We start from the raw sequence: 20,850 nt of genomic DNA, 5'->3' as shown, positions 1-20,850 counted from the left end.
TGGTCTTGCAGGCACCGAGCAGCGTCCAACTGAAACCGTGCTGCGGCCAGGCGAGACACACAAGGTCGCAACCAGCGCACGAAGGAGCGCACACCGCCCGAACAGGGTTCACCGCACGTACCGCTCGCGTGCCGACAGCAGCAGACATCCGCCCGGCCAGATCCCCCGCAGTGACGGCAATCCTGACGGCAACGACGGCGGACAGGTGCGACCGGCAACAGCCCAGCACGGTGTCGGCGTAGGCCGATCGGGTGGACTTACCAAGGCGTGCCCGCATCTTCTAAGCGCCGGCTCCCACATGCTTGGTTTGCGTGCCTATGAAGCCGAGGAACTAGAGCCATGCCGCTGGCTAATACGCAGCCAAGATCGAAGCGGCCGTCACACGGACGAGGTGGGCGTGTGCGGGGGTGCCTATGGCGAGATGAAGACGGCTCGTGGCACCGCCCTGAGGGCGTGAGGACATACCTTCACAGGTGGTTGACGAGTTGGCCCGCCAGATCGTGGAAGCCCCTGACATCCACGGCTGACATCAACGCCGCCGAACGAGAACGTACGCCAGCGTCCCTGTCCGGCTGCCGTACCAGCCGACGACCACAGCCGGAGCAGGCCCGGATCGAACTCCTAAAGCGGGTGTCGCAGGTTCGAATCCTGCCGGGGGCACAACGCGTTACCGCTCTGACCTGGAGTTTCTTCCCCAGGAAGGGGTTCTACTCGGCCTCGGGCTCCTCGTCCGGGGCCGTTTGCGTGAGCGGACGGTGAGTTGATCCCCGAAATCTCTCCAGCGGATAAGCATCATCCGGCACGGACTCCCGGCCCGGTCTTCTCCGGGACATCGGGCTCTGGCTCCCCTTCGGGCACCCAAGGAGCGCACGAGCGGGCACGGAAGAAGTGCCCTTCTGTCGAAAGTGGTTACGCCTCTCCGGAGCCCAGGGCGGTTTCCGCGTCGTGGCCGCCCCAACTGTCGGGGGTGCGCCACAGGACCTGAACCCCGAAGACACCGAACACGGTGTCGGCCGACCAGTCCTCGGCGGGCGGTTCGGAGAGCACCAGGTAGAGGCGGTCGGCAGGAGCGGGCAGTGTGTGGTTGATCTCCAGCAGGCGGGTGGCTCCCGCGCGGAGGTCGGCGCAGGTGGAGCGGCCGGCACCGAGAACCTCGTGGCGACCCGGCGCTGGAGGGCCTCCCGGGCTTCGTGCAGGGCCTGGGCCCAGCCGGCGCGTGCAGGTCCGTCTGGAGGCGGTTCAGGTCCAGGTCGCCGTCCTTGAGCATGCGGTGTCATCATCTCGGCCGTTCGGGGGATACGCGGGCGGCCTCAGAGAGGTATCCCACCCTGCGGGGGCATCCCTTGCTGGGACGAAAGGGAGACATGATGCCGCTCTATCTATCGAGGTTCAGCTACACGCCGGAGACTTGGGCGAGACTCATCGGCCACCCCGAGGACCGCGCAAAGGCCGCTCAGTCGTACATCGAGTCCGTCGGCGGCAAGCTCCACGGCTTTTGGTACGCGTTCGGCACCCGCGACGGTTACAACCTGTGGGAGGCCCCTGACAACGTCTCCATGGCTGCGGTCGCCCTGGCGATCAGCGGAGGCGGCGCACTCAGCTCGTTCGAGACGACCGTTCTCCTGACCATTGACGAAACCATGGATGCCCTGCGCAAAGCCGGACAAGTCCAGTACCGGGCTCCCGGCGCGTAGCGGTCCAGACGGCTGGCGGCTGCCGGGTTCAGACATCGAGACGACAGCGGGGTACAGCAACCGTCCGCGTCCAGTAGTGATCGAGCTCCGTAGAGCTACAGATCAGAAGGCTCTGACATCTACAGCTGACATCAACGACACCGGACGGGGGCGTAGAAGGGCAACCCGGCGCGGCCGGGAGGCCGCAATCCGCACGGCCGTCTCAGTCCCCCGGCGCCCCGGCCAGGGACAGCTCCCAGTAGGTGGCGTACCGGCCGCCCCGGCGCAGCAACTCCTCGTGGGTGCCCTGTTCGACCATCCGCCCTGCGTCCAGGAAGGCGACTCGGTCGGCCCGGCGCACAGTCGCCATGCGGTGTGCCACCAGCACCACGGTCCGGCCCGCCATCAGCTCCTCGATGCCGGCGTGCACGGCCGCCTCGTTCAGCGGGTCCAGGGCCGAAGTGACCTCGTCGAGCAGCACGATCGGGGCGTCCTTCAGCAGCGCGCGGGCGATGGAGACGCGCTGTCGCTCGCCGCCCGACAGCAGCGCCCCGCCCTCGCCCACGTCCGCCGACCAGCCGCCGGGCAGCCGCTCGATCACCTCGTCGAGGCGGGCCGCGGCGGCCGCGGCCCGTACCTCGGCGTCGGTGGCGTCCGGGCGGCCGAGGCGCACGTTCTCCTCGATCGTGCCGTCGAAGAGGTAGACGTCCTGGAAGACGATGGCGATCCGCGCCATCAGCGCCGCGGTGTCCATCTCCCGTACGTCCACGCCGCCGATCCGGACCGCGCCCGCGTCGACGTCGTAGAAGCGGGCGAGCAGGTGCAGCAGCGTCGTCTTGCCCGCGCCCGACGGCCCGACGACGGCGAGTCGCCCGCCCTCGGGTACGGAGAGCGTCACCCCGTCGGCGATCACGCGGTCGCCGTGCCGGAACGTGACCGCGTCGAACTCGATGTCGTGGCGGGACGGTTCGCGCGGCGCGCGGGGCTCCGGCAGCGGCTCGGTGGTGAGGACGTCGTCGAGGCGGGTGAGTTCGGCGCGGGCGGCGCGGATACCACCGCTCATCTCGGCGAGGGACAGCAGGGGGTCGGCGCAGCGGGCGGCGAGCACCAGGACCGCGAGCACCTCGGCCGTACCGATGTCCCCACCGAGGGCGAGGTACGCACCGAGTGCGAGCAGCGCGGTGAACACCGCCTGCACCGTGACCGCGAGACCCAGCACACCCGGCAGCGCCGAAAGGGCAGAGCGACGCGAGGCGCGGCGCAGTTCCTCCAGGGAGTCGTCCAGCAGACCGAATCGCTCGCCGGTGCGGCCGCCGGCGCGCAGTACCGGCTGGGCCTGGAGGTACTCGATGACGCGGCCGGTGGCCTCGCGCTCGCGTTCCACTCGTTCCGTGTCGGTTGCCGTCGTCGCGCGGGCGGTGCGCAGCTGGACCGCGGCCACCAACGGTACGGCGGCCAGGGCGGCGAGTCCCAGCTGCCAGTTGACGGCGAGCATCACGGCGACGATCGTCAGCGAAGTCACCAAGGCGGTGATGAACGGCGCCAGCAGGTGTGCGATCACGCTCATCGCCTGCAGCACGCCCTGGCTCGCGAGGACGGACACCTCGCCGGTGCGGCTGGGTTGATACCAGCCGATGGGCAGCCGGGCGAGGTGGTCGCCGAGGCGCTCGTACATGCCGTGCAGCATCGTCGTGCCCACGCGGAAACCGGAGCGGTCGCTGACGTACCGCAGCACCGCGTAGACCGCGACCGCCGCGCCGAAGGCGGCCAGCCAGGGCCGGGCGTCCTCGGGTGTGCTGCCGAGGAGCGCGCGCAGTACGGGCACCAGCAGGGCGTACGACAGTCCCTCGGCGAGGGCGGTCGCCGTCATCAGGGCGATGGTGCGGCGCACCGGCCCGGCGTACTCGTGGCCGAGCACACGCAGCAGTGTGCTGATCATCGGGCCTCTTCCCCTTCCATGGCACTGGCTTCCACGGCACTGGCTTCCACGGCATCGGCTTCCATCGCACAGGCGTGGGTCTTCCAGAATTCGGCGAACGCTCCGTTCCGTGCGAGGAGTTCCGCGGTCGTGCCCCGCTCCACGATCTCGCCGTCGCGCAGCATCACGACGGTGTCGGCGTCGGCGATCGTCTCCAGGCGGTGGGCGATGACCAGCGTCGTCCGCTTCTCCCGGGTCTGCGCCAGCGCCTCGCGCACCGCCTGCTCGGTCTGCGGGTCGGCGAAGGCGGTTGCCTCGTCGAGGACCAGGACGGGGGTGTCCGCGAGCAGGGCGCGGGCGATCGAGACGCGCTGCGCCTCGCCGCCGGAGAGGCGGGCGTCCTCGCCGATCACCGAGTCGTAGCCGCGGGGCAGTTCGAGGATGCGGTCGTGGATGCTCGCCCGGCGGGCGGCGCGGACGACGGCGTCGCGGTCGGCGTGCGGGACGGCGAGGGCGATGTTGTCCGCGACCGAGGCGCGCAGCAGCCGGACGTCCTGGAAGACGAAGGACACCCGCCGGTACAGCTCCTGGCTGTCCACCTCGCGCAGGTCGACGCCGCCGAGGAGCACGGAGCCGTGCGTCGGGTCGTAGAACCGCGGCAGCAGCTGCACCAGCGTGGACTTGCCGCTGCCGGACGGCCCCACCACGGCCGTGATCGTCCCCGGCTCCAGCACCAGGTCGACACCGCGCAGTACCTCGCGCCCGGTCCCGGCGCCCTCGTACGCGAAGCGGACGTCCCGCAGCTCCACCCGGTGTCCCTCGGGCGCCACCGGCCGTACGGGCTCGGGCAGCGACGGCTCGGCGAGTACGTCCCGGATGCGGCCGACGGCACGCCGCGCTGCCTGCAGGTCGTCGAAGCCGTGCCCGAGCGCGGCCACGGGTGCGGTCAGCCCGAGGCCGAGCAGCATGAAAGGCAGCAGGTCGGCCGGGGCGAGCCCGCCCCCGGTGATCCGGTACGCGCCGCCGACCAGCACCGCCAGCAGCACGAACGGCGGCGACAGCGCCACCTGCATCCCGGCGGCGGGCCCGGAAAGGCCGTGCACCATCCGGTAGAAGCTCCGGGTGAAGTCGTCCACCGCGTTACGGAACTTGCCGTGCGCCCGCTCCGACCCGCCGAACGCCTTCACCACCGCGATGCCCTGCACGAACTCGACCACCGACGCCGAGATCCGCCCCATCGCGGCGTCGAACTCCTTCTGCTCGCGCAGCCGCGTGGGAGTCATCATCAGCGGCACCAGCGCGACCGCCAGCAGCACGGGGACCAGCGTGATCAGCGTCAGCCGCCAGTCCACGGTGAAGAGGTAGCCGAGCGAGACCAGGGGCACCACGAAGGCGGAGACCAGCTCGCCCGGCGTGTGGGCGATGAACGGGTGCACGGCGCTGACGTCCTCACCCACCAGCTTCGCCAGCTCCCCGGTCCGCCGCCGCGCCAGCCGGCCGATCGGCACCCGCCCGAGCCGTGCGGCGAGTTGCCGGCGCAGCGACAGCTGCACCCGGGTGTCGAGGAGGTGTCCGACGCCGGACGAGGCGGCCGTGAACAGCAGCCGTACGAGCAGCCCTGCCGCTCCCGCGAGCACGACGTGGCGCACGTGCCCGTCGTCGGTCGGCCCCGGCGCCAGCAGCGTACGGCCGAGCTCGACGACCGCGAGCAGCGGCGCCAGGCCGGCGACGGCGCCGATGACCTGCAGGACGACGACGACGGCGAAGCCGCCCGCGTACGGGCGCAACAGACGGGCCACGCCCGGTGGTGGCGGCGCGGTGGTTCCGGTGGAAGTCATGCGCTCACCTTCGCCGCGGCTGCGGCCCGCTGGATTGGAGAAATGTTCCGTCCGGACGGTCAGTCCGGACGGTCAGTCCGGACGGTCAGTCCGGACGGTCAGTCCGGGTGTTCCGTCCGGACGTTCCGTTCTGGCGGGCCCGTAGCATGGACGCATGTCGACTGCCGTGCGCCAGCGCGTCGTTGCCCCTGTGTGGGAGGTCACGCGCCCGGCCCGGCCCGGCCGTGTACCCGGCGTCGTCCTGGCGGGGCTGCGCGACCGCGGCCCGGATCCGGTCGACCACCGGCTCGACCCGCACCCCGTGCTGACACTGGCGCTGGCCTGCGGCGAGTCGGGGCTCGGCATCGACGAGTCGACGGGGCGGCAGCACCGCGGCAGTCTTGTCACCGGGCTCGGGTTCGGCGTCGGAGGTGCGGCGCGGGTGCGGGCCGCGAACGTCGAGTGGGTGCAGGTGCGCCTGTCCCCCGCCATCGCGCGGGCCGTGCTGGGCGTGGGCCCTGCTGAGCTGGAGAGCTCGGTGGTGGCCCTGGACGACCTATGGGGAGAGCGGCGGGCGGCCCGGCTGCGCGAGCAGCTGGCCCAGGCCGCCTCGTGGGAGGAACGCTTCGCGCTCGTCGAAGCGTTGCTCGCCCGGTTGACCGCCGCGGGGCCCGCCATCGAGCCGGAGCTGGGCTGGGCCTGGGACCGTATCGTCGCCGGGCACGGCCAGGTGCGGGTCGAGGGGCTGGCCGAGGAGCTGGGCTGGAGCCGCAAGCGCCTGTGGTCCCGCTTCCACGCGCAGCTCGGCCTGCCGCCGAAGCGCGCCGTGAAGCTCGTCCGCTTCGACTGGGCCGCCACCCGCCTGGCCGGGGGCCAGGAGGCGGCCGGGGTCGCGGCCGACTGCGGCTACGCCGACCAGTCGCATCTGCACCGGGACGTCGTGGCGTTCACTGGTGTGACCCCCGCGACCGTGGCCGGCCAGTCGCTCATCGCGACGGCCGACATGGCGTGGGTGGACCACGTACCGCGCCTTTCGGCGCGATGGGGCAATGCCCCAGCCTCCCGTTTCGACGGGGCGCACCGGCCACCGCCGCCGACCGGCGGAGACAACCGAGGCGGACGAGTTCCCGGGCGGAGTACGGATGTAACGGACGTACGGTCCCGCCACCGGCGCCGGCAGCCCACTCGCCCCGCCGATGCCGGCGACTCCGGCTGACGGCGGCTTCGTGGGGCGGTGCGACCTGGCGGGCGGTGCGATCTGGCATGGCGCACGAACGACCACCCATATCCCCACATCTTTGATCAGGAATTGCGTCTCCCGGCCAGGAGCCGTACTCACTGCCCGCAGATCCACCTGGCCGGTGAAGGCGGACGCCGGCCGCTGGCGCTGGGACCCGAGATCAGCGGGCCCAGGCTTCGACAAACGCGCCTACGTCTTCCACGGAACCGGTCACCCTGGCGAGGGGATGCAGCACGTCTCGGCGCGGCGATTTACGCTTTGTGGGTTACCCAGAGCAGTTCCGCCGGCCAGCGGTGTGCCCAGTCGGATGGGTCCGTTTCGTTGTAGCCGTTGCGTGTTCCGAGTTCGGGCCGCGGCTCGATGAGGTCGTCGATGATGAGACCCGCGCCGCGCAGGACCCTGACCCAGTCGCCGTAGGTGAGCTGATAGCTGGTCGCGCCGTCGTCTTCGGCGATGGTGTTCAGGCCGAAGTAGTCCTGCTGCAACGTCGTGGTCACGCGGGCGGCGGCCTCGTCGTAGCAGGCTTCGAACCATGGGCTGGCGACGTTGAACACCAGGCGCCCGCCTCGGCGCAAGACGCGTGCGGCCTGCGGGACGGCCAGGTGCGGGGGCGCCCAGCTGAGCCCACCGAAGTCGCAGAACACCAGGTCGAAGCTGTCGGCGGCGAAGGGGAGTTGTTCGGCGGCGCCTTGCACGAGTGGGTAGCGGACCGCTCCCATCGCGCGGGCGGCAGCGGTCAGTTGGGCTTCGGACAGGTCGAGCCCGATCACGGTGGCGCCCTCGGCGGCGAGCGCCCTGGACCACTGGCCGGCGCCGCAGCCGAGTTCGAGGACGCGCTTGCCGGTGGCGTCGCCCAGGGCGTGCAGGTGCGCGTCGGGGATGGAGTACATGCCCCACAGCCGGGGTGTGGCGCCGATTCGCGGGTCGTGCTCGTGCTGGTAGGCGCTGCTGATCCGGTTCCAGAACCGGCGGTTGGCGGGGATGCTGTCCACGTGCCGACTCCAGCACTGCCTGCCGGGGGCGGTCAACACGATTAGGGCCTGTCGTTTGGATCAGGTCGCAGGAAAGCGACGGTTCTGTTCGGTGCCGGTGAGCGGGGTCTGGTGCGTGCAGCTGCAAGGCGGAGGAGGGAGTCGACGCGGAGCGTCGGCGAGTGACGACAACGCGGCAGATGTGCGTGCCAGACCACGCGTCTGCGGCGTGATCCAAACGACAGGCCCTAGGGCACTGGCAGGCCCTCGCCTCCGTCCGGCCCTGGCTCGACCCATGATCTGTCTCGTCCTGATCAGTCAGGAAGAGCCGATGGTTCAGCGTGTGGTCGTCGCCAGGCGCAGGCCCAGGGCGACCAGTACGCCTCCGCTGACCGCGTCGACGCGGCGCCGGACCCTGGGCCGGCGGAACCAGGCTCCGGTGCGACCCACGACGGCGGCCAGGCCGAGGTAGAACGCCGTCTCGACGAGCACCTGCACCGCGGCCAGCAGCGCGGTGGTGGCGAACAGTGGACGGCTTGCCGGAACGAACTGCGGATAGAACGCGATCATGAAGAAGGCGGCCTTCGGGTTGGCCAGCATCACCACTGTTCCTTCGCCGAAGGCCGTCCACCATCCCCCTCGGCTCACGGGCGGCGCGATCGGCGCGTCCGTGTCCGCCGGTGCAGGCCCGGGGCCGGTCCGGCCACGCCACACCGTGCGCCAGGCCTTGATGCCGAGGTAGACCAGGAACACCGCGCCGACCAGGCGCAGTACGACGAACGCCAACTCGGAGGCCGCCACGAGGGCGGCCAGACCGGCGCCGGCGGCCAGTGCCCACAAGTACAGGCCCGCTTCGAGCCCCAGGACGGTGGGGACAGCCGCCCGCCATCCGCGGAACGCCGCCTGCCGGAAGATCAAGAGCATCGCCGGCCCCGGTGACGCCGAGATGAGCAGCACAGCGACCACGAACGGCGGTAATAACGCAACAAGGTCCATGAGCTGAGCGTGGCAGCGTCCACTGGCCCGCTCAACCACTCACCCACCGAGGGCTGCCACGGCCCCTCCGCTCACCGAACCGCGCCGAGCTCGTGGACCGCTCCCGGCAGGGCCGACCGCAGCCGTCGGTCGTGGGTGACGATGATGAGTGTGCCCTGGTAGGCGGCGAGGGCCGTCTGGAGTTCCTCCACCAGGGCGGGTGAGAGGTGGTTCGTCGGCTCGTCCAGGAGGAGCAGGTCGTGTGTGCCCGTGACCAGGCGGGCGAGTTCGAGGCGGCGACGCTGGCCGGTGGAGAGGGCCCCTACGGGTCGGGTCAGGTCGGCTTCGCGGAAGAGACCCAGGGCGAGCAGCGCGTCGGCGCGGTCCTCCCCGAAGGCCGCGAGCAGCGGGCGGCTCTCCTCCTCGGGGGAGGTCGGGGCTGCCACTTGGCGCAGGAACCCGATCCTCGCGGGCCGGCGCACCGTGGCGCCCGGCTCGGGGGTGAGTTCGCCTGCGAGGACCTGGAGGAACGTCGTCTTGCCCGCGCCGTTGGGGCCGGTCACCACCAGTCGGCCGCCTGCGGGAACGTGGAGCGAGTCGAGGACCAGGCGTCCCGGTACGCGCACGTTCGCCACCTCCACCGCGCGGTCCGCCGACCCTTCGATGTCCGCCGAGAACCGCAGCGGCTCGGGGGGCGCCGACACCGGGTGGTCGGTGAGGCGCTGCAACCGCTCGCGCGCGTTGCGGATGCGGCTCATGGCGCCGTGGGCCCGTGAGCGGGCCCGGAACGCGCCCGCGCCGCTGAACGCCCACGGTCCCTTCCGCGGGATCGCGTCGAGGCGTCCGATGTGGGAGTCGGCCAGCCGGGACTGACGGGCCACCTCGGTGCGCCAGTCCTCGTACTCCCGCTGCTGCCTGGCGCGTTCGGCGGCCTTGGCGGTGAGGTAGCCCGTGTAGCCGTCGCCGTAGCGGCGTACGGAACGGGTGTGGTGGTCGACCTCCAGAATCGTGTGGGTGACCCGGTCGAGGAAGGTCCGGTCGTGAGTGACGGCGACGAGTGTGCCCCGGTGGCCGCGCAGCCGCTCCTCCAGCCAGGCCACGGCCTCGTCGTCAAGGTCGTTGGTGGGCTCGTCGAGCAGCAGCAGTTCGGGGGACGCGGCGAGCGTCGCGGCCAGGGCCAGGCGGGAGCGTTGGCCGCCGGAGAGGGTGCCGAGCCGCCGCGAACGGTCCAGGCCGGTCGATTCGCCGAGGTGGCGCAGGGCGACGTCGACACGGCGGTCGGCGTCGTATCCGCCGCGCGCCTCGTACTCCGCCTCCAGGGTGGCATACCGGTCGTAGGTCGCTGGATCAGCCCCGTGGAGCTCGGCAGCCGTCGTCCGCAGGCGTCGTTCCAGAGCGCGCAGTTCGGCGAGCGCGAGGTCGATGGCGTCGCCGACGCACGCCGTGTCGGGCAGGTCGAGGGTCTGCGCCAAGTGCCCTGTGCCGCCCGGTGCGACGACGCCGACCTCTCCGTTGTCGGGCTGGACGGTGCCGGCGAGCAGGTGCAGCAGCGTGGACTTGCCCGAGCCGTTGTCCCCGATGATCCCCGCTTTCTCCCCTGGCCGGAGGGTGAAGGACACGCGGTCCAGGACGAGGTGATCGCCGTAGCGCTTGCTGACGTCGGTGACGGTGAGCTGGGAGGCGGCGGTGGGGGCGGAGGGTGCTTCGGGAGTTCGGAACAAGTGGTGTCTTCTTTCGTCGACGACAGGGTGTGAGGGTCTGGAGCTGAGCGATGAGACGAGACGTGCCGTCTCGGTTGTCGTGCTGCGGAACGTTACCCCATGCACCTCACTCACGCAAGACGCTGCGTCTCGCACAGAGAAAGACCGGCTCGGGAGGGGTCTCCTCCCGAGCCGGCCCTATGTGTCGGCCCTATGTGCGCCCTCTGGTGGCCCGGCCGCCCGCGGCTATCGGACGTCGACGAAGTCGCCCGTCGCGTTGACCGCCGGAGTCGTCGCCGTGCCCGCGAAGCTGTAGCGGAAGTAGCCGTCGGTGGAGGCGGTGACGGTCGTCTTGAGGTTGCCCGTCGAGTTGGACTTGATCGTCTTCACCGTGGTGTAGGTGTCGCTGCCCTTCTTGCGGAACTGCAGCTTCACCGGCTGGTTCGTGTAGCCGTGGTACAGGTTGTCCTCCCAGTTGGCCCGGGAGAGCTTTCCGGTGACCGTGATCGTCTTGCCCTTCTTCACCGGCTCGGGCGAGGCGTCGACCGTCAGCTTCGAGTGGCGCTGCACCTTGAACGTGGTGGCCGCGTCCCGGTGGATGTAGTCGTAGTCATGGGCGGAGACCAGCGTCCTGAGGTTCCAGGTGGCCGCCGCGTTGTTGTCGACGAAGCCGGTCGCCGCCTGCGGGTCGAAGGTCAGCGTGCCCGTGCAGGTGGACGTCGTGGCGCTCACCTCGACGCACGTGATCTCGCCGTCGTCGTACCAGATCTGCGCGTAGTTCGGCTTCGGGCCGGAGGCGCTGATGTACGTCGTCTCCTTGATGCCGGAGTCGTCCGACGCGGTCACGGTGACCTTGGCGGTCACCGCCTTGGTGGTACCGACCACGACCGGCTTGCCGCCGTTGACGACGACCTTGTCGATCGTGATGTCCCCCGAGCCGCCGTCCTCCGCCTGGGCGGTGGTGCTGCCGATGGCGGTGGCCACCAGGGCGACGCTGGTGCCGAGCAGGGCAAGGCGCGTGGATGCGCGCATGCATGTCCCCCATGAAGTTCTTGTGAAGTTCTTGATTGGTCGAAGGGAGAGTAATGCGTTGGCCAAGGGTTCACCACCCAGTTGTTCCAGCACCTCGGCGCGGAAATTCGTGGGAGATCCGAGCGAGGTTGAGGGAGACTCGGGGGCTGACCGATGAGTTCTGCCGGGTGTGCCGGTCTTCATCGGTGTCATCGATCCACTTCCGGCCGGCGGCCCTTGGCTGCGAGGCGACTGCGACCAGGAACCCCAGCGAGGTGCTGTCATGTCAGCTGTGACCCGAGAACGTCCGGCCGTGCGGGCGGGCCGCACACCGACGGTGGTGCGGCTGCTCGTGCTGGCCACGTTCGTGGTGATCCTCAACGAGACCATCATGATCAACGCGATCCCGCGGTTGATGGAGTCGTTGCACATCACCGAGCAGTCGGCGCAGTGGGTGTCCACCGCCTTCATGCTGACCATGGCCGCCGTCATCCCGGTCACCGGCTGGTTCCTCCAGCGGGTCACCACCCGCCAGGCCTACGCCATCGCCATGGGCGTCTTCCTCGCCGGCACCACCCTGTCAGCCGTCGCGCCGACCTTCGAGGTGCTGCTGCTGGGCCGGATCGTGCAGGCCGCGGGCACGGCCGTGATGATGCCCCTGCTGATGACCACGTTGATGATCGTGGTGCCCGAGCAGGACCGCGGCCGGGTCATGGGCAACGTCACCCTGGCGATCTCGGTGGCGCCGGCGCTCGGGCCCGCCGTGTCCGGGCTGATCCTTCAGGTCGGGTCCTGGCGGCTGCTGTTCGTGGTCGTCCTGCCGATCGCGGCTCTGGTGACCGTGTTCGGGCTGCGCAAGGTGGAGAACATAGGCGACCCGCAGGTGAGCTCCATCGACTGGCTCAGCGTCGGCGTGGCGGCGCTCGGCTTCGGCGGACTGGTGTACGGCCTGAGCCTCTTCGGCGACAGTGACGGCAGTGTCGGGCTCGCCATCGGCATCGCCGTCGCGGGAGCCGCGGCCATCGCGGTGTTCGTACTCCGCCAGCTCAAGCTGCAGCGCACCGGTGTGCCGCTGATGGACCTGCGCACCCTCGGGCACCGCACCTACGGTCTGTCCCTGGCCCTGATGTCCATCGGGTTCCTGGCGATGCTCGGGTCGATGATCCTGCTCCCGCTGTACCTGCAGAACCTGCGTGGGCTCAGCCCGCTGGAGACCGGCCTGCTGCTCATGCCGGGCGGTCTGGTCATGGGACTGCTGGGACCGACCGTCGGGAAGGTGTTCGACAAGTTCGGCAGTCGTCCGCTGGTGCTGCCCGGCTCGATCGGCATGGTGCTCGCCCTCGCCGGGTTCACGCAGGTCTCGATGACGATGCCGTACTGGCAGGTGCTGGGGCTGCACGCGCTGCTGATGGTCAGCCTGGCGGCGACGTTCACCCCGGTGTTCACGCTCGGCATGGGGGCGCTGCCCCCGCACCTGTACTCGCACGGCAGCTCGATGCTCGGCACGTTGCAGCAGGTCGCGGCGGCGTTCGGGACCGCGCTGGTGGTGACCGTGATGTCCGCGCGCGCCAGCCGTCTGGCCGCCGACGGCGTCGCCGCCGTGCCCGCGCAGGTGAGCGGCATGAAGCTGGCCTTCGGCGTCGCGGCCGCCCTCGCCGCGCTGACGATCGCCGTCGCGGCGAAGCTGCCGAACCGGATCGCGGACGCCGGCGCGGAGGAGCACGGTGGCGCGGAGGCGGGTGCCGACCCGCAGGAGCACGGCGGCGCGGGCGCGGATGCCGGCACGCAGCAGCATGGAGGCGCCTACGCGGACGCCGGCACGCAGCAGGACGGCGGCGGCGCCTACGCGGACGCCGGCACACAGCAACACGGCGGCGGCGCCTACGCGGACGCGCCTGCCGGTGGACGTCCCGGCCGAGGTGAGCCCGTCACCGCGGACGAGACCTGACGGGCACGGGCGTCCGGCGCGGGCGTCCGAGCGTCCGGCGCAGCCCCAGCACGCGGGGGGACCCGCGCGCGGGAAGACCTGGAAGATTCTTCGCCGCCTGGAGGAGAGAGCCATGGGCAGGGTCATCTGTGACATCACCGTCTCGGTCGACGGGTATGCGGCGGGGGTCGACCAGAGCGAGGAACGGCCGTTCGGTGACGACGGCGGTGACGGCTCCGGGGACAGGCTGCACGCCTGGATGTTCGAGACTCCCGACGAGAACCGGGCCGAGGTCGAGGCGATGACCGCCGCCGGGGCGTTCGTCATGGGGCGGAACATGTTCGGCCCCGTGCGGGGTGCGTGGGACCGGCGGTGGAACGGCTGGTGGGGTGACGATCCGCCGTTCCACGCGCCGGTGTTCGTGCTGACCCACCACCCGCGTGAGCCACAGCCGATGCGGGGCGGCACGACGTACCACTTCGTCACCGACGGGATCGCGTCGGCGTTGGACCGGGCGCGTGCGGCGGCCGGTGACGGCGACGTCCTGGTCCTCGGCGGAACGACCACCATCAACCAGTACCTCGCCGCCGGTCTGGTCGACGAGCTGCGGCTGCACATCGTGCCGTTCACGCTCGGCGCCGGCACGCGGCTGTTCGAGGACGTACCGCCGCTGAATCTGGAGCAGGTGACGTCGCGGTCGGCGAGTCAGGTCACCCACGTGCGTTACCGCGTGCTGCCCTGAGCAGCGGGGGCGCACGGTCGACGAACTCCCTGGCACGACGCCGGGCGGGACAAGTCCTTTCGGTGCGCGGGAAATTCCGTTGCCCGGGCCGGAGGGTGGTGGACACCATTCCGGTATGACGAGCAGTTTCCCCGCCGACGGCCGGGCGGGTATCGACGCGGCGTTGGTGAGGCGGCTGATCGCCGCGCAGTTCCCGCAGTGGAGCCGGCTGAGCGTGCGGCCGGTCGAGGTCGACGGCTGGGACAACCGGACGTACCGGCTCGGCGACACGATGACCGTGCGGCTGCCCACCGCCGAGCACTACGTCCCCGCCGTCGCCAAGGAAAACCGCTGGCTGCCGGTGCTCGCGCCGTCGCTGCCGGTCCCCGTTCCGCCGGTCCTGGCACAGGGCCGGCCGGGTGAGGGCTACCCCTACGACTGGTCGGTCCGCGGCTGGCTGGACGGTGACGTGGCCCGCCCCGAACGCATCGCCGACCTGCCGCGGTTCGCCGAGTCGGTCGCCGAGTTCCTCCTCGCCCTGTGGGCCGTCGACCCCACCGGCGGGCCGCTCGCCGGGACGCACAGCTTCTACCGGGGCGCACCCCCGGCCCACTACGACGAGGAGACGCGCCGCGCCCTGGCGGCACTCACCGGACGCATCGACACCGACCGGGCCGCCGCGGTGTGGGACGCGGCGGTGCGGGCGACCTGGCGGGGGCGGCCGGTCTGGTTCCACGGCGACATCGCCGCCAACAACCTGCTGGTCAGGGACGGCGAACTGGCCGCCGTCATCGACTTCGGCACCTCTGGCGTCGGTGATCCGGCCTGCGACCTGGTGATCGCCTGGACGATGTTCACCGGCGACAGCCGCGAGGCGTTCCGCCGTGCCGTGGGCCAGGACCGCGCGGCCTGGGCGCGGGCACGCGGGTGGGCCCTGTGGAAGGGCCTGATCTGCCTGGCGCAGGACATCGACACGGACGCCGAGCAGGCGGCCGTCCACCGCCGGGTCATCGAGGAGGTCCTGGACGACCACGACGCGGATTCGCCGTAATCGCCGGTCCAGCACATGAATTGACGGTTAATCAGGGTTGACGGGGAATGGGCTGTTGACTTTCGGGAATATCGTCACACAACCAAACCCAATTCCCGGCGGTCACACCACATTGCAAGAACCATTTCCTCTCACGGAGGTTTTGCAATGTCCTCTTCCCAGGCCGGCCGCCGCTCCTTACGTGTTTCGTCACGTGTCTCGTCGGCGCTGACGCTGCTGATCGGCGCGGGCATGGCCGCCCCGCTCCTCCTCGGCGGCACCGCCGCTGCGGCGACACCCGCCGCCTCCGTCGCGTCCGACGGGCGGGCGATCGTCTACAGCGCCGCCGCCGGGCAGACCAACGACGTGACCGTCACCGCGACGATCACCGACGACTCCGAGCGGATCACCTACCTGATCGACGACGCCGTCCCGGTCGACGCGGGGACCGACTGCACGTACCCCAGTGACACGGACCGGACCAAGGTCGCCTGCACGGTCGGCACCCTGGACAGCCAGGATCCGTACCCCACCCTGCGGATGTCCCTCGGCGACGGCGACGACGCCGTCTCCTACGCCAACGCCACCGACCAGGCGTACTACTTCGCTTCACTCGACCTCGGCGCCGGCCGGGACACGTACACCGAGACCGGCGACGTCAGCGGCAACGGCGTCTCCGGTGGCGCCGGGAACGACGGCCTCACGGTCGGCGAGGTCACCGTGGTACGGGGGGACGCCGGCGACGACACCCTCCGCGGCGGCGCAGGATCCATCGCGCAGGGCGGCGACGGCGACGACACGATCCGCTCCTCGGGCCACGACAGCGACGCCGACGGCGGCGCGGGCGACGACACGCTCCTCGGTGAGGCCGACCGGCAGCACCTGTCCGGCGGCGACGGCGACGACCTGATCCGTGGCGGGGCCGGCGACGACTTCCTCTACGGCGGGAAGGGCCACGACATCCTCCACGGGGAGGACGGCGACGACACGATGTACGGGAACAGCGGGAACGACGAACTGTACGGCGGCCGGGGCACGGACACCCTCTCAGGCGGCCCGGGCAGGAACATCGTCCGCCAGGACTGACCACCTGGCCACCCAGTCCGGCTCCCATACCCGTGAGTACCCCTCCCCCGGTCCCGGTCAGCGGGCAGGATTCAGTTGACTCGTGGTTCGCCGACCGGCCGGGGGAACCTGCCATGCCGTACAGCTCCGTGGAGTGGCCCGAGCGCAGTCTGCTGGGGGCGGTGCCGCCGGAGGCCCGGGCCGAATTGCTCGACCTGGGCGTGCCGACACGGTTCCAGGCCGGGAAGGTCCTGCTCAGCGAGGGCGCCCGGGACCGGCACGTGCTGGTGCTGCTGTCCGGCTTCGCCAAGGTGACGGCCCGGGTGGAGAACGGCGAGGAGTCGCTGCTCGCGGTCCGGGTCGGCGGTGACAGCGTCGGTGAGATGGCCGCGCTGGACGGGTCCCCGCGGTCGGCCACGGTGACGGCGTGCGGCCCGCTGACCGCCCGGGTGGTGCAAGCGGGCGCCCTGCACGCGCTGCTGGCCCGGCGCCCGGAGGTGCATCTCGCCCTGACCGGGATCCTCGCGGACCGGCTGCGCTGGGCCAACCGCAGGCGTCTGGACTTCAAGGGCTATCCGGCGAAGGTGCGGCTGGCCCGGCTCCTGGTGGAACTCGCCACCCGGTACGGCCGTCCGGTCGAGGGCGGCATGGTGCTCGGCTGCCGGCTGACCCAGCCCGAGCTGGCCGCGCTCACCGGAGCGGCCGAGACGACCGTCCACAAGGGACTGCGCGACCTGCGCCGGGACGGCCTGCTGGAGACCGGGTACGGCTCCACCGTCATACGCGACCTGGACCGGCTCAGGGAGATCGGCGACCTGTCGCCCGAAGAGTGACCGTCAGTCGGAGAGCGACGCTCAGTGCAGCACCGGCCGCAGCACCACGAGCAGCCCGGCGCTGACCCCCATCACCGTCGTGCACAGCACCGCCGCCGTCACACACCGGTACTTGCGCACCGCCACCTGGGACAGGAACCGGATGGTCTGGGACAGTTCCCCGCGCTCCTTGTCCGGGTCGGCGTCCACCGCGTTCCGGGCGGGCAGGATGTCCGGGCCCGAGGCGAGGTGGACGAAGCTGTAGCGGTTGGCGCCTGCGGGGCGCAGCACCCGGGGGCGCAGGGTGGCGGCGAGGAAGCCGGCACCGCCGAACATGGCGCAGAGGAACAGGGCGAGCAGCAGGCCCGCGAGGAGACCCACCGGGCCGCCCTCAGCCGCGGCGCGCAGGGCCGGGGCGCTCCAGTACCCGGCCGTGCCGACCAGCGCGGCCTGGGCCGCCGCGAGGATCCCGGCCTTGGTGTCGGCGTGCTGGTGGGTGGTCTGCAGGGCGGTGAACATGAACTGCGCGGGACGGCTGTCGGGGCGGGCACCGGTGGACGACGGCATGCTGCTCCTTCTTGGGTCCTTCTTGGGTCCTTCTTGTGCCGGTGGGCTGTTCGGTCTGTGGCCGCTGGGCTGTGCGGCGCCTCCAGTACGCCCTGAAACCGGCCACGGAACCCGGGATTTCTCCGGGATTCGGGACGGTGACCGGCCACCGTCCGCCCCAACGACCCGAACCCGTCCGTAACTTGGGGCGACCGCTGTATGTTTCCGCACCTTTCCGCATCCCGTATTTCGACGGGGTTCGCGGCGGACGGCGCGTGTAGGACTGGCCTACCGGCGTCCGCCTCTGGGGGGAGCGGACGCCGGTGTCTGCCGGAGTGCGCCCCCGGCCCAGATCCCGGGGTGCGGCTCCACTTCAGTGAGCGGGGAGTTCAGGCATGGGAACGTTCGGTCGCAGACTGCTGCTGGCGGTCGACGCGAAGGGATACGGCGGCGTCGACGTGGTGACGCAGCGCGAGTGGCAGGAGGCGATCCGGCGGCTGCTGCGGGAGGCGGCCACCGAGGCCGGGCTCGACTGGGAGCAGTGGGTGACGCAGGTCGGCGGGGACTCGGTGTTCGCGGTGCTGCCTCAGGGGGCGTCCGAGCCCTGTCTCGTCGACCCCTTCATGCGTCACCTGGAGGCCGGTCTGCGTACGTTCAACCGCAACCGGCGCGACGAGGCCTGGCTGCGGCTGCGGGCGGCCGTGCACTTCGGCACCGCCTCGCCCGCGGCGAACGGCTTCGAGGGCCGCGCCCCGGTCGAGATCGGCCGGCTGCTGGACAGCAGGGTGCTGAAGGCCGCGCTGGCCTCGGCGCCGGAGGCGCACCTGGCGCTCGCGGTCTCCGCGACCGTCTTCAACGACGTGATCGGCGAGGCGTACACGACGATCCGGCCGCAGGAGTTCCGCGAGGTGCGTATCGCGGAGAAGGAGTACGAGGGGCGGGCGTGGGTCCGGGTGCCCGGATACGACGTGCAGGCCCTGGACCTCGGGGGTGCCGCGGGGCACGGCCACGGGGACGACCAGCCCGGCGCGTCAGGAAGCGCAGGGGGCGCGACAGTCTCCGACACGCGCCCCCCGAGTGCCCCAACTGCGCCTGGAGACACGGTAGTTCAGGTCATCAACGGAACCGTTCATGCCCAGGGTGCCGTCTTCGGGATCTCCAAGTGACCTGAGTGACGGCCAAGGATGAACGAGGAACACGAGGAACACAGCGAGCAGCGCGCCGCGCCCCGGAACGAACCGGAGGCGCTCCCCTCAAAGGACGCGCCGGACCCCCCGGCCGAAGCCCGAACGCACCCGGCGGCGGAACCGGAGACAGAACCGGAACCGGAGACGGAACCCAAACCGGAGACGGAACCCAAACCGGCGGCGGAACCGAACCCGAACTCGAAGCCGGAACCGCAGGGCACGAGCGAGCCCGAAGCCCCGCAGGACGCGCCGGAGACGGCGGCGGACCCGCAGGCCCCCGCCACCACCCCTCCCGGGCAGGTCCACCACAACAACGTCAACCAGTACTTCTACGGAGAACTCAACGCCTCCGGCGCCCAGTTCGGCCTGGGCACCGCCGGCTCCGACAACGCCCGCCGCCGTGCCGTGGGCCGCCTCGACGCGGGGGAAGCGGACGCGATCCTCGCGCCGTACGTCAAGCCCGCATGCTTCGAGCGGGCGGCGCTCGCCCTGGAGCAGGACGGGGTCGTGGTCCTGGTCGGGCCGGCCGGCACGGGCAAGCGGTCCGGGGCCGTGGCGCTCGTCGACGCCCTCGCGGACGGATCGGAGTACGTCGTGCTCTCCCCCGGCCGCAGCCTCGACGACCTCGCGAGCGGGAAGGTCGCGTTCGAGAAGGGCGTCGGCTACCTCCTGCTCGACCGGATGGGCGAGGACAGCTCCCAGACGGCGGACTTCGACTGGCGGCGGGTGCGGGACACCGTCCGGGAGCACGACGCCCACCTGGTCGTCACCACCGTGCGCTCCGGCGACGGGGGTGCCGTGGAGTCCGTGGAGCATGTGCCCTGGCAGCTCCCGGACCTCGCGGCCGTGCTGCGGGTGCGGCTGGTGCGGGCCGGGTGCGCGCGGGACACCGTGGAGCGGGCCGTGTCGCTGATGCCCGGCGGCTGCCGGATCGCGGAGGTCGCCGCGGCCGCCGAGCGGATCTCCCGCGGGGCCGCGCCGGACGAGGTCTGGCAGGACTACGGCAGCAGCGCGGCGCAGCCCGTGCGCGACTGGTTCGCGGGGGACCGTACGCCGCAGGAGTGGGCCGAGGTCACCACGCTGGCCTTCGTCAACGGCGCCGGCTACCGCGACTTCGAGACCTGCCAGGAGCGGCTGGAGGAATGGGTGGCCCCGGCCTTCCCGCAGCCCGTCACCCCGGAGGAGCAGGCCGCGGCGGCCCGGCGTGCCGTCGACCGGCGGCAGTCGCTGTCCCGCAACGAGCTGGTCGCGGTGGAGGAGCGGAAGAACGGCGCGCTCACCCGGACCGCGCTGGTCTTCCCGCACCCGCAGTACCGGCAGTGGGCGCTCCAGGAGCTGTGGGCCGGCCGCTCGACGCCCTACTGGAACGGCGTACGGGACTGGCTCACCGAGCTCGTGGCCGCGCAGCCGGGGCTGGGGCTCCAGCTGTCCGTCGCCCAGGGGCTCGCGCTGCTCACCCGGCCCGCCTTCGACGAGGTCGCCGACAACTACCTGCACCCCTGGGCGGGCGGTGCCGCCGGGCCGGCCGGGCAGTCGACGGCCACGCTGGTGCTGCAGTGCATGTGCCTGGACGAGAGCCTCGCCGCCACCGCGCTGGGCGTGGCACGCGGCTGGGCCCGCTCCTACGACCCGGCGCTCAGGTCGAGCGCGGCGGCCGCGTTCAGCGGGGCGCTCGGCGTGCGCTTCCCCACGGACGCGGTCACCATCCTGCTGCGGCTGATCCGCAGCGGCGGCCGGTCCGTGGACGCCGCGTTCGCCCTGGCCGGGCTGGTCGCGGTGCTCGCGGAGTGCGGGCAGGACACGGGCGCGGTGTTCCGGCCGCTCGCGTACCGGCTGCGGGCCCAGCGCGAGACGCTGACCGGGCGGCACAAGGACAACGTCCTCCGGGCCGCCCTGACGGTCCTGCGGGCGCGTGACGCGCGGACCGGGCGGCTGGTGTGCGCGTCGCTGATGGAGCGGGACGAGCGGCAGACCGCCACGATCGGCGAGCTCTGGGCGGGCGTCCTGGACAACCTGCCGCGCCGGGGCCGGGCGCTGGCGGCCCTGAACGCCACCCTGCGCGAGCTGCCGGCCGTGACGGAACGGCCCGAGCGGGTCGCCGGGCGGTTCGGCCGCTCCCTCGGCGCGGCCCTGCCCCCGGACGACGGTCCGCCGCTGGCCGCGGCCCTGCGGCAGGTCGCCGCCCGCGCCGACGAGGCGGTCACCGGCCTCGTCGAGACCTTCCTTACCGCCGTACTGAGCACGGAGGACTGACAGG

General features: G+C 71.6%; 16 protein-coding genes and 1 pseudogene. 9 read left to right on the top strand and 8 right to left on the bottom strand.

Going from position 1 to position 20,850, the window contains the following annotated elements:
• Positions 1–909: 909 nt before the first annotated feature.
• Positions 910–1,158 (bottom strand): annotated as a pseudogene (locus ACSUPV_RS23485) (hypothetical protein); the annotation flags it as partial.
• 209 nt (positions 1,159–1,367) lie between these two features.
• Here ACSUPV_RS23485 and ACSUPV_RS23480 point away from each other — a divergent pair.
• Complete coding sequence (locus ACSUPV_RS23480; RefSeq protein WP_031113362.1) at positions 1,368–1,694, top strand: GYD domain-containing protein; 327 nt, start codon at positions 1,368–1,370, stop codon at positions 1,692–1,694.
• Positions 1,695–1,896: 202 nt separating this feature from the next.
• Here the strand turns inward: ACSUPV_RS23480 and ACSUPV_RS23475 are convergent, their stop codons facing one another.
• Together ACSUPV_RS23475 and ACSUPV_RS23470 are read right to left on the bottom strand one after the other, a co-directional pair.
• Entirely contained in the window at positions 1,897–3,612 is a 1,716-nt protein-coding gene (locus ACSUPV_RS23475) for an ABC transporter ATP-binding protein (protein WP_436948490.1), read from the bottom strand.
• Positions 3,609–5,429: an ABC transporter ATP-binding protein gene (locus ACSUPV_RS23470; RefSeq protein WP_436948489.1), complete on the bottom strand. Its 1,821-nt coding sequence runs from the start codon at positions 5,427–5,429 to the stop codon at positions 3,609–3,611. Before ACSUPV_RS23470 ends, ACSUPV_RS23475 begins: the two co-directional genes overlap by 4 nt.
• 154 nt (positions 5,430–5,583) lie before the next feature.
• On the opposite strand from ACSUPV_RS23470, the gene ACSUPV_RS23465 reads away from it, so the two are divergent.
• On the top strand, positions 5,584–6,624 hold the full coding sequence (locus ACSUPV_RS23465; protein WP_436948488.1) for a helix-turn-helix domain-containing protein: 1,041 nt from the start codon (positions 5,584–5,586) through the stop codon (positions 6,622–6,624).
• 275 nt (positions 6,625–6,899) lie between these two features.
• Here ACSUPV_RS23465 and ACSUPV_RS23460 read toward each other — a convergent pair whose 3' ends face one another.
• The 4 genes from ACSUPV_RS23460 to ACSUPV_RS23445 form a co-directional block, all read right to left on the bottom strand.
• Positions 6,900–7,640, bottom strand: a complete 741-nt coding sequence (locus ACSUPV_RS23460; protein ID WP_436948487.1) for a class I SAM-dependent methyltransferase — start codon at positions 7,638–7,640, stop codon at positions 6,900–6,902.
• Positions 7,641–7,955: 315 nt separating this feature from the next.
• A complete protein-coding gene (locus tag ACSUPV_RS23455; RefSeq protein WP_436948486.1) occupies positions 7,956–8,615 on the bottom strand; it encodes a LysE family translocator in 660 nt (219 codons plus the stop codon).
• A gap of 71 nt (positions 8,616–8,686) precedes the next feature.
• A complete protein-coding gene (abc-f, locus tag ACSUPV_RS23450) occupies positions 8,687–10,315 on the bottom strand; it encodes a ribosomal protection-like ABC-F family protein (protein ID WP_436948485.1) in 1,629 nt (542 codons plus the stop codon).
• A gap of 225 nt (positions 10,316–10,540) precedes the next feature.
• Positions 10,541–11,326, bottom strand: a complete 786-nt coding sequence (locus ACSUPV_RS23445; RefSeq protein ID WP_037758601.1) for a hypothetical protein — start codon at positions 11,324–11,326, stop codon at positions 10,541–10,543.
• A 262-nt stretch (positions 11,327–11,588) separates the two neighbouring features.
• Between ACSUPV_RS23445 and ACSUPV_RS23440 the strand changes: the two genes are divergently transcribed.
• From ACSUPV_RS23440 to ACSUPV_RS23420, 5 genes are all read left to right on the top strand, one after another.
• Complete coding sequence (locus ACSUPV_RS23440) at positions 11,589–13,253, top strand: MDR family MFS transporter (protein ID WP_436948484.1); 1,665 nt, start codon at positions 11,589–11,591, stop codon at positions 13,251–13,253.
• 112 nt (positions 13,254–13,365) lie between these two features.
• Entirely contained in the window at positions 13,366–13,974 is a 609-nt protein-coding gene (locus tag ACSUPV_RS23435; RefSeq protein WP_037758599.1) for a dihydrofolate reductase family protein, read from the top strand.
• A gap of 115 nt (positions 13,975–14,089) precedes the next feature.
• Positions 14,090–15,004, top strand: a complete 915-nt coding sequence (locus tag ACSUPV_RS23430; protein WP_436948483.1) for an aminoglycoside phosphotransferase family protein — start codon at positions 14,090–14,092, stop codon at positions 15,002–15,004.
• Positions 15,005–15,151: 147 nt separating this feature from the next.
• Positions 15,152–16,069: a calcium-binding protein gene (locus tag ACSUPV_RS23425; protein WP_436948482.1), complete on the top strand. Its 918-nt coding sequence runs from the start codon at positions 15,152–15,154 to the stop codon at positions 16,067–16,069.
• A gap of 113 nt (positions 16,070–16,182) precedes the next feature.
• Positions 16,183–16,881, top strand: coding sequence for a Crp/Fnr family transcriptional regulator (locus ACSUPV_RS23420; RefSeq protein WP_031113380.1), 699 nt, complete (start codon positions 16,183–16,185; stop codon positions 16,879–16,881).
• 21 nt (positions 16,882–16,902) lie between these two features.
• Here the strand turns inward: ACSUPV_RS23420 and ACSUPV_RS23415 are convergent, their stop codons facing one another.
• The gene (locus ACSUPV_RS23415) at positions 16,903–17,427 is read right to left on the bottom strand and encodes a Pycsar system effector family protein (RefSeq protein WP_436948481.1); all 525 of its coding nucleotides are present in this window, start codon (positions 17,425–17,427) and stop codon (positions 16,903–16,905) included.
• A 374-nt stretch (positions 17,428–17,801) separates the two neighbouring features.
• Here ACSUPV_RS23415 and ACSUPV_RS23410 point away from each other — a divergent pair, with 374 nt between their 5' ends.
• Complete coding sequence (locus tag ACSUPV_RS23410; RefSeq protein ID WP_031113383.1) at positions 17,802–18,572, top strand: hypothetical protein; 771 nt, start codon at positions 17,802–17,804, stop codon at positions 18,570–18,572.
• A gap of 18 nt (positions 18,573–18,590) precedes the next feature.
• Positions 18,591–20,846: a hypothetical protein gene (locus ACSUPV_RS23405; protein WP_436948480.1), complete on the top strand. Its 2,256-nt coding sequence runs from the start codon at positions 18,591–18,593 to the stop codon at positions 20,844–20,846.
• Positions 20,847–20,850: the final 4 nt, after the last annotated feature.

This window comes from Streptomyces sp. SudanB52_2052 (assembly GCF_964272415.1).
Lineage (GTDB): Bacteria > Actinomycetota > Actinomycetes > Streptomycetales > Streptomycetaceae > Streptomyces > Streptomyces olindensis.
The sequence above is the reverse complement of the archived record's forward strand: the minus strand, read 5'-3'. Positions and strand labels throughout refer to the sequence as shown.

Coding starts and splice junctions, on each gene's coding strand:
- ACSUPV_RS23415 (WP_436948481.1), bottom strand. CDS start 17,427: ATGCCGTCGTCCACCGGTGCCCGCCCCGACAGCCGTCCCGCGCAGTTC.
- ACSUPV_RS23405 (WP_436948480.1), top strand. CDS start 18,591: ATGAACGAGGAACACGAGGAACACAGCGAGCAGCGCGCCGCGCCCCGG.
- ACSUPV_RS23410 (WP_031113383.1), top strand. CDS start 17,802: ATGGGAACGTTCGGTCGCAGACTGCTGCTGGCGGTCGACGCGAAGGGA.
- ACSUPV_RS23455 (WP_436948486.1), bottom strand. CDS start 8,615: ATGGACCTTGTTGCGTTATTACCGCCGTTCGTGGTCGCTGTGCTGCTC.
- ACSUPV_RS23435 (WP_037758599.1), top strand. CDS start 13,366: ATGGGCAGGGTCATCTGTGACATCACCGTCTCGGTCGACGGGTATGCG.
- ACSUPV_RS23425 (WP_436948482.1), top strand. CDS start 15,152: ATGTCCTCTTCCCAGGCCGGCCGCCGCTCCTTACGTGTTTCGTCACGT.
- ACSUPV_RS23475 (WP_436948490.1), bottom strand. CDS start 3,612: ATGATCAGCACACTGCTGCGTGTGCTCGGCCACGAGTACGCCGGGCCG.
- ACSUPV_RS23470 (WP_436948489.1), bottom strand. CDS start 5,429: ATGACTTCCACCGGAACCACCGCGCCGCCACCACCGGGCGTGGCCCGT.
- ACSUPV_RS23445 (WP_037758601.1), bottom strand. CDS start 11,326: ATGCGCGCATCCACGCGCCTTGCCCTGCTCGGCACCAGCGTCGCCCTG.
- ACSUPV_RS23430 (WP_436948483.1), top strand. CDS start 14,090: ATGACGAGCAGTTTCCCCGCCGACGGCCGGGCGGGTATCGACGCGGCG.
- ACSUPV_RS23420 (WP_031113380.1), top strand. CDS start 16,183: ATGCCGTACAGCTCCGTGGAGTGGCCCGAGCGCAGTCTGCTGGGGGCG.
- ACSUPV_RS23480 (WP_031113362.1), top strand. CDS start 1,368: ATGCCGCTCTATCTATCGAGGTTCAGCTACACGCCGGAGACTTGGGCG.
- ACSUPV_RS23440 (WP_436948484.1), top strand. CDS start 11,589: ATGTCAGCTGTGACCCGAGAACGTCCGGCCGTGCGGGCGGGCCGCACA.
- ACSUPV_RS23465 (WP_436948488.1), top strand. CDS start 5,584: ATGTCGACTGCCGTGCGCCAGCGCGTCGTTGCCCCTGTGTGGGAGGTC.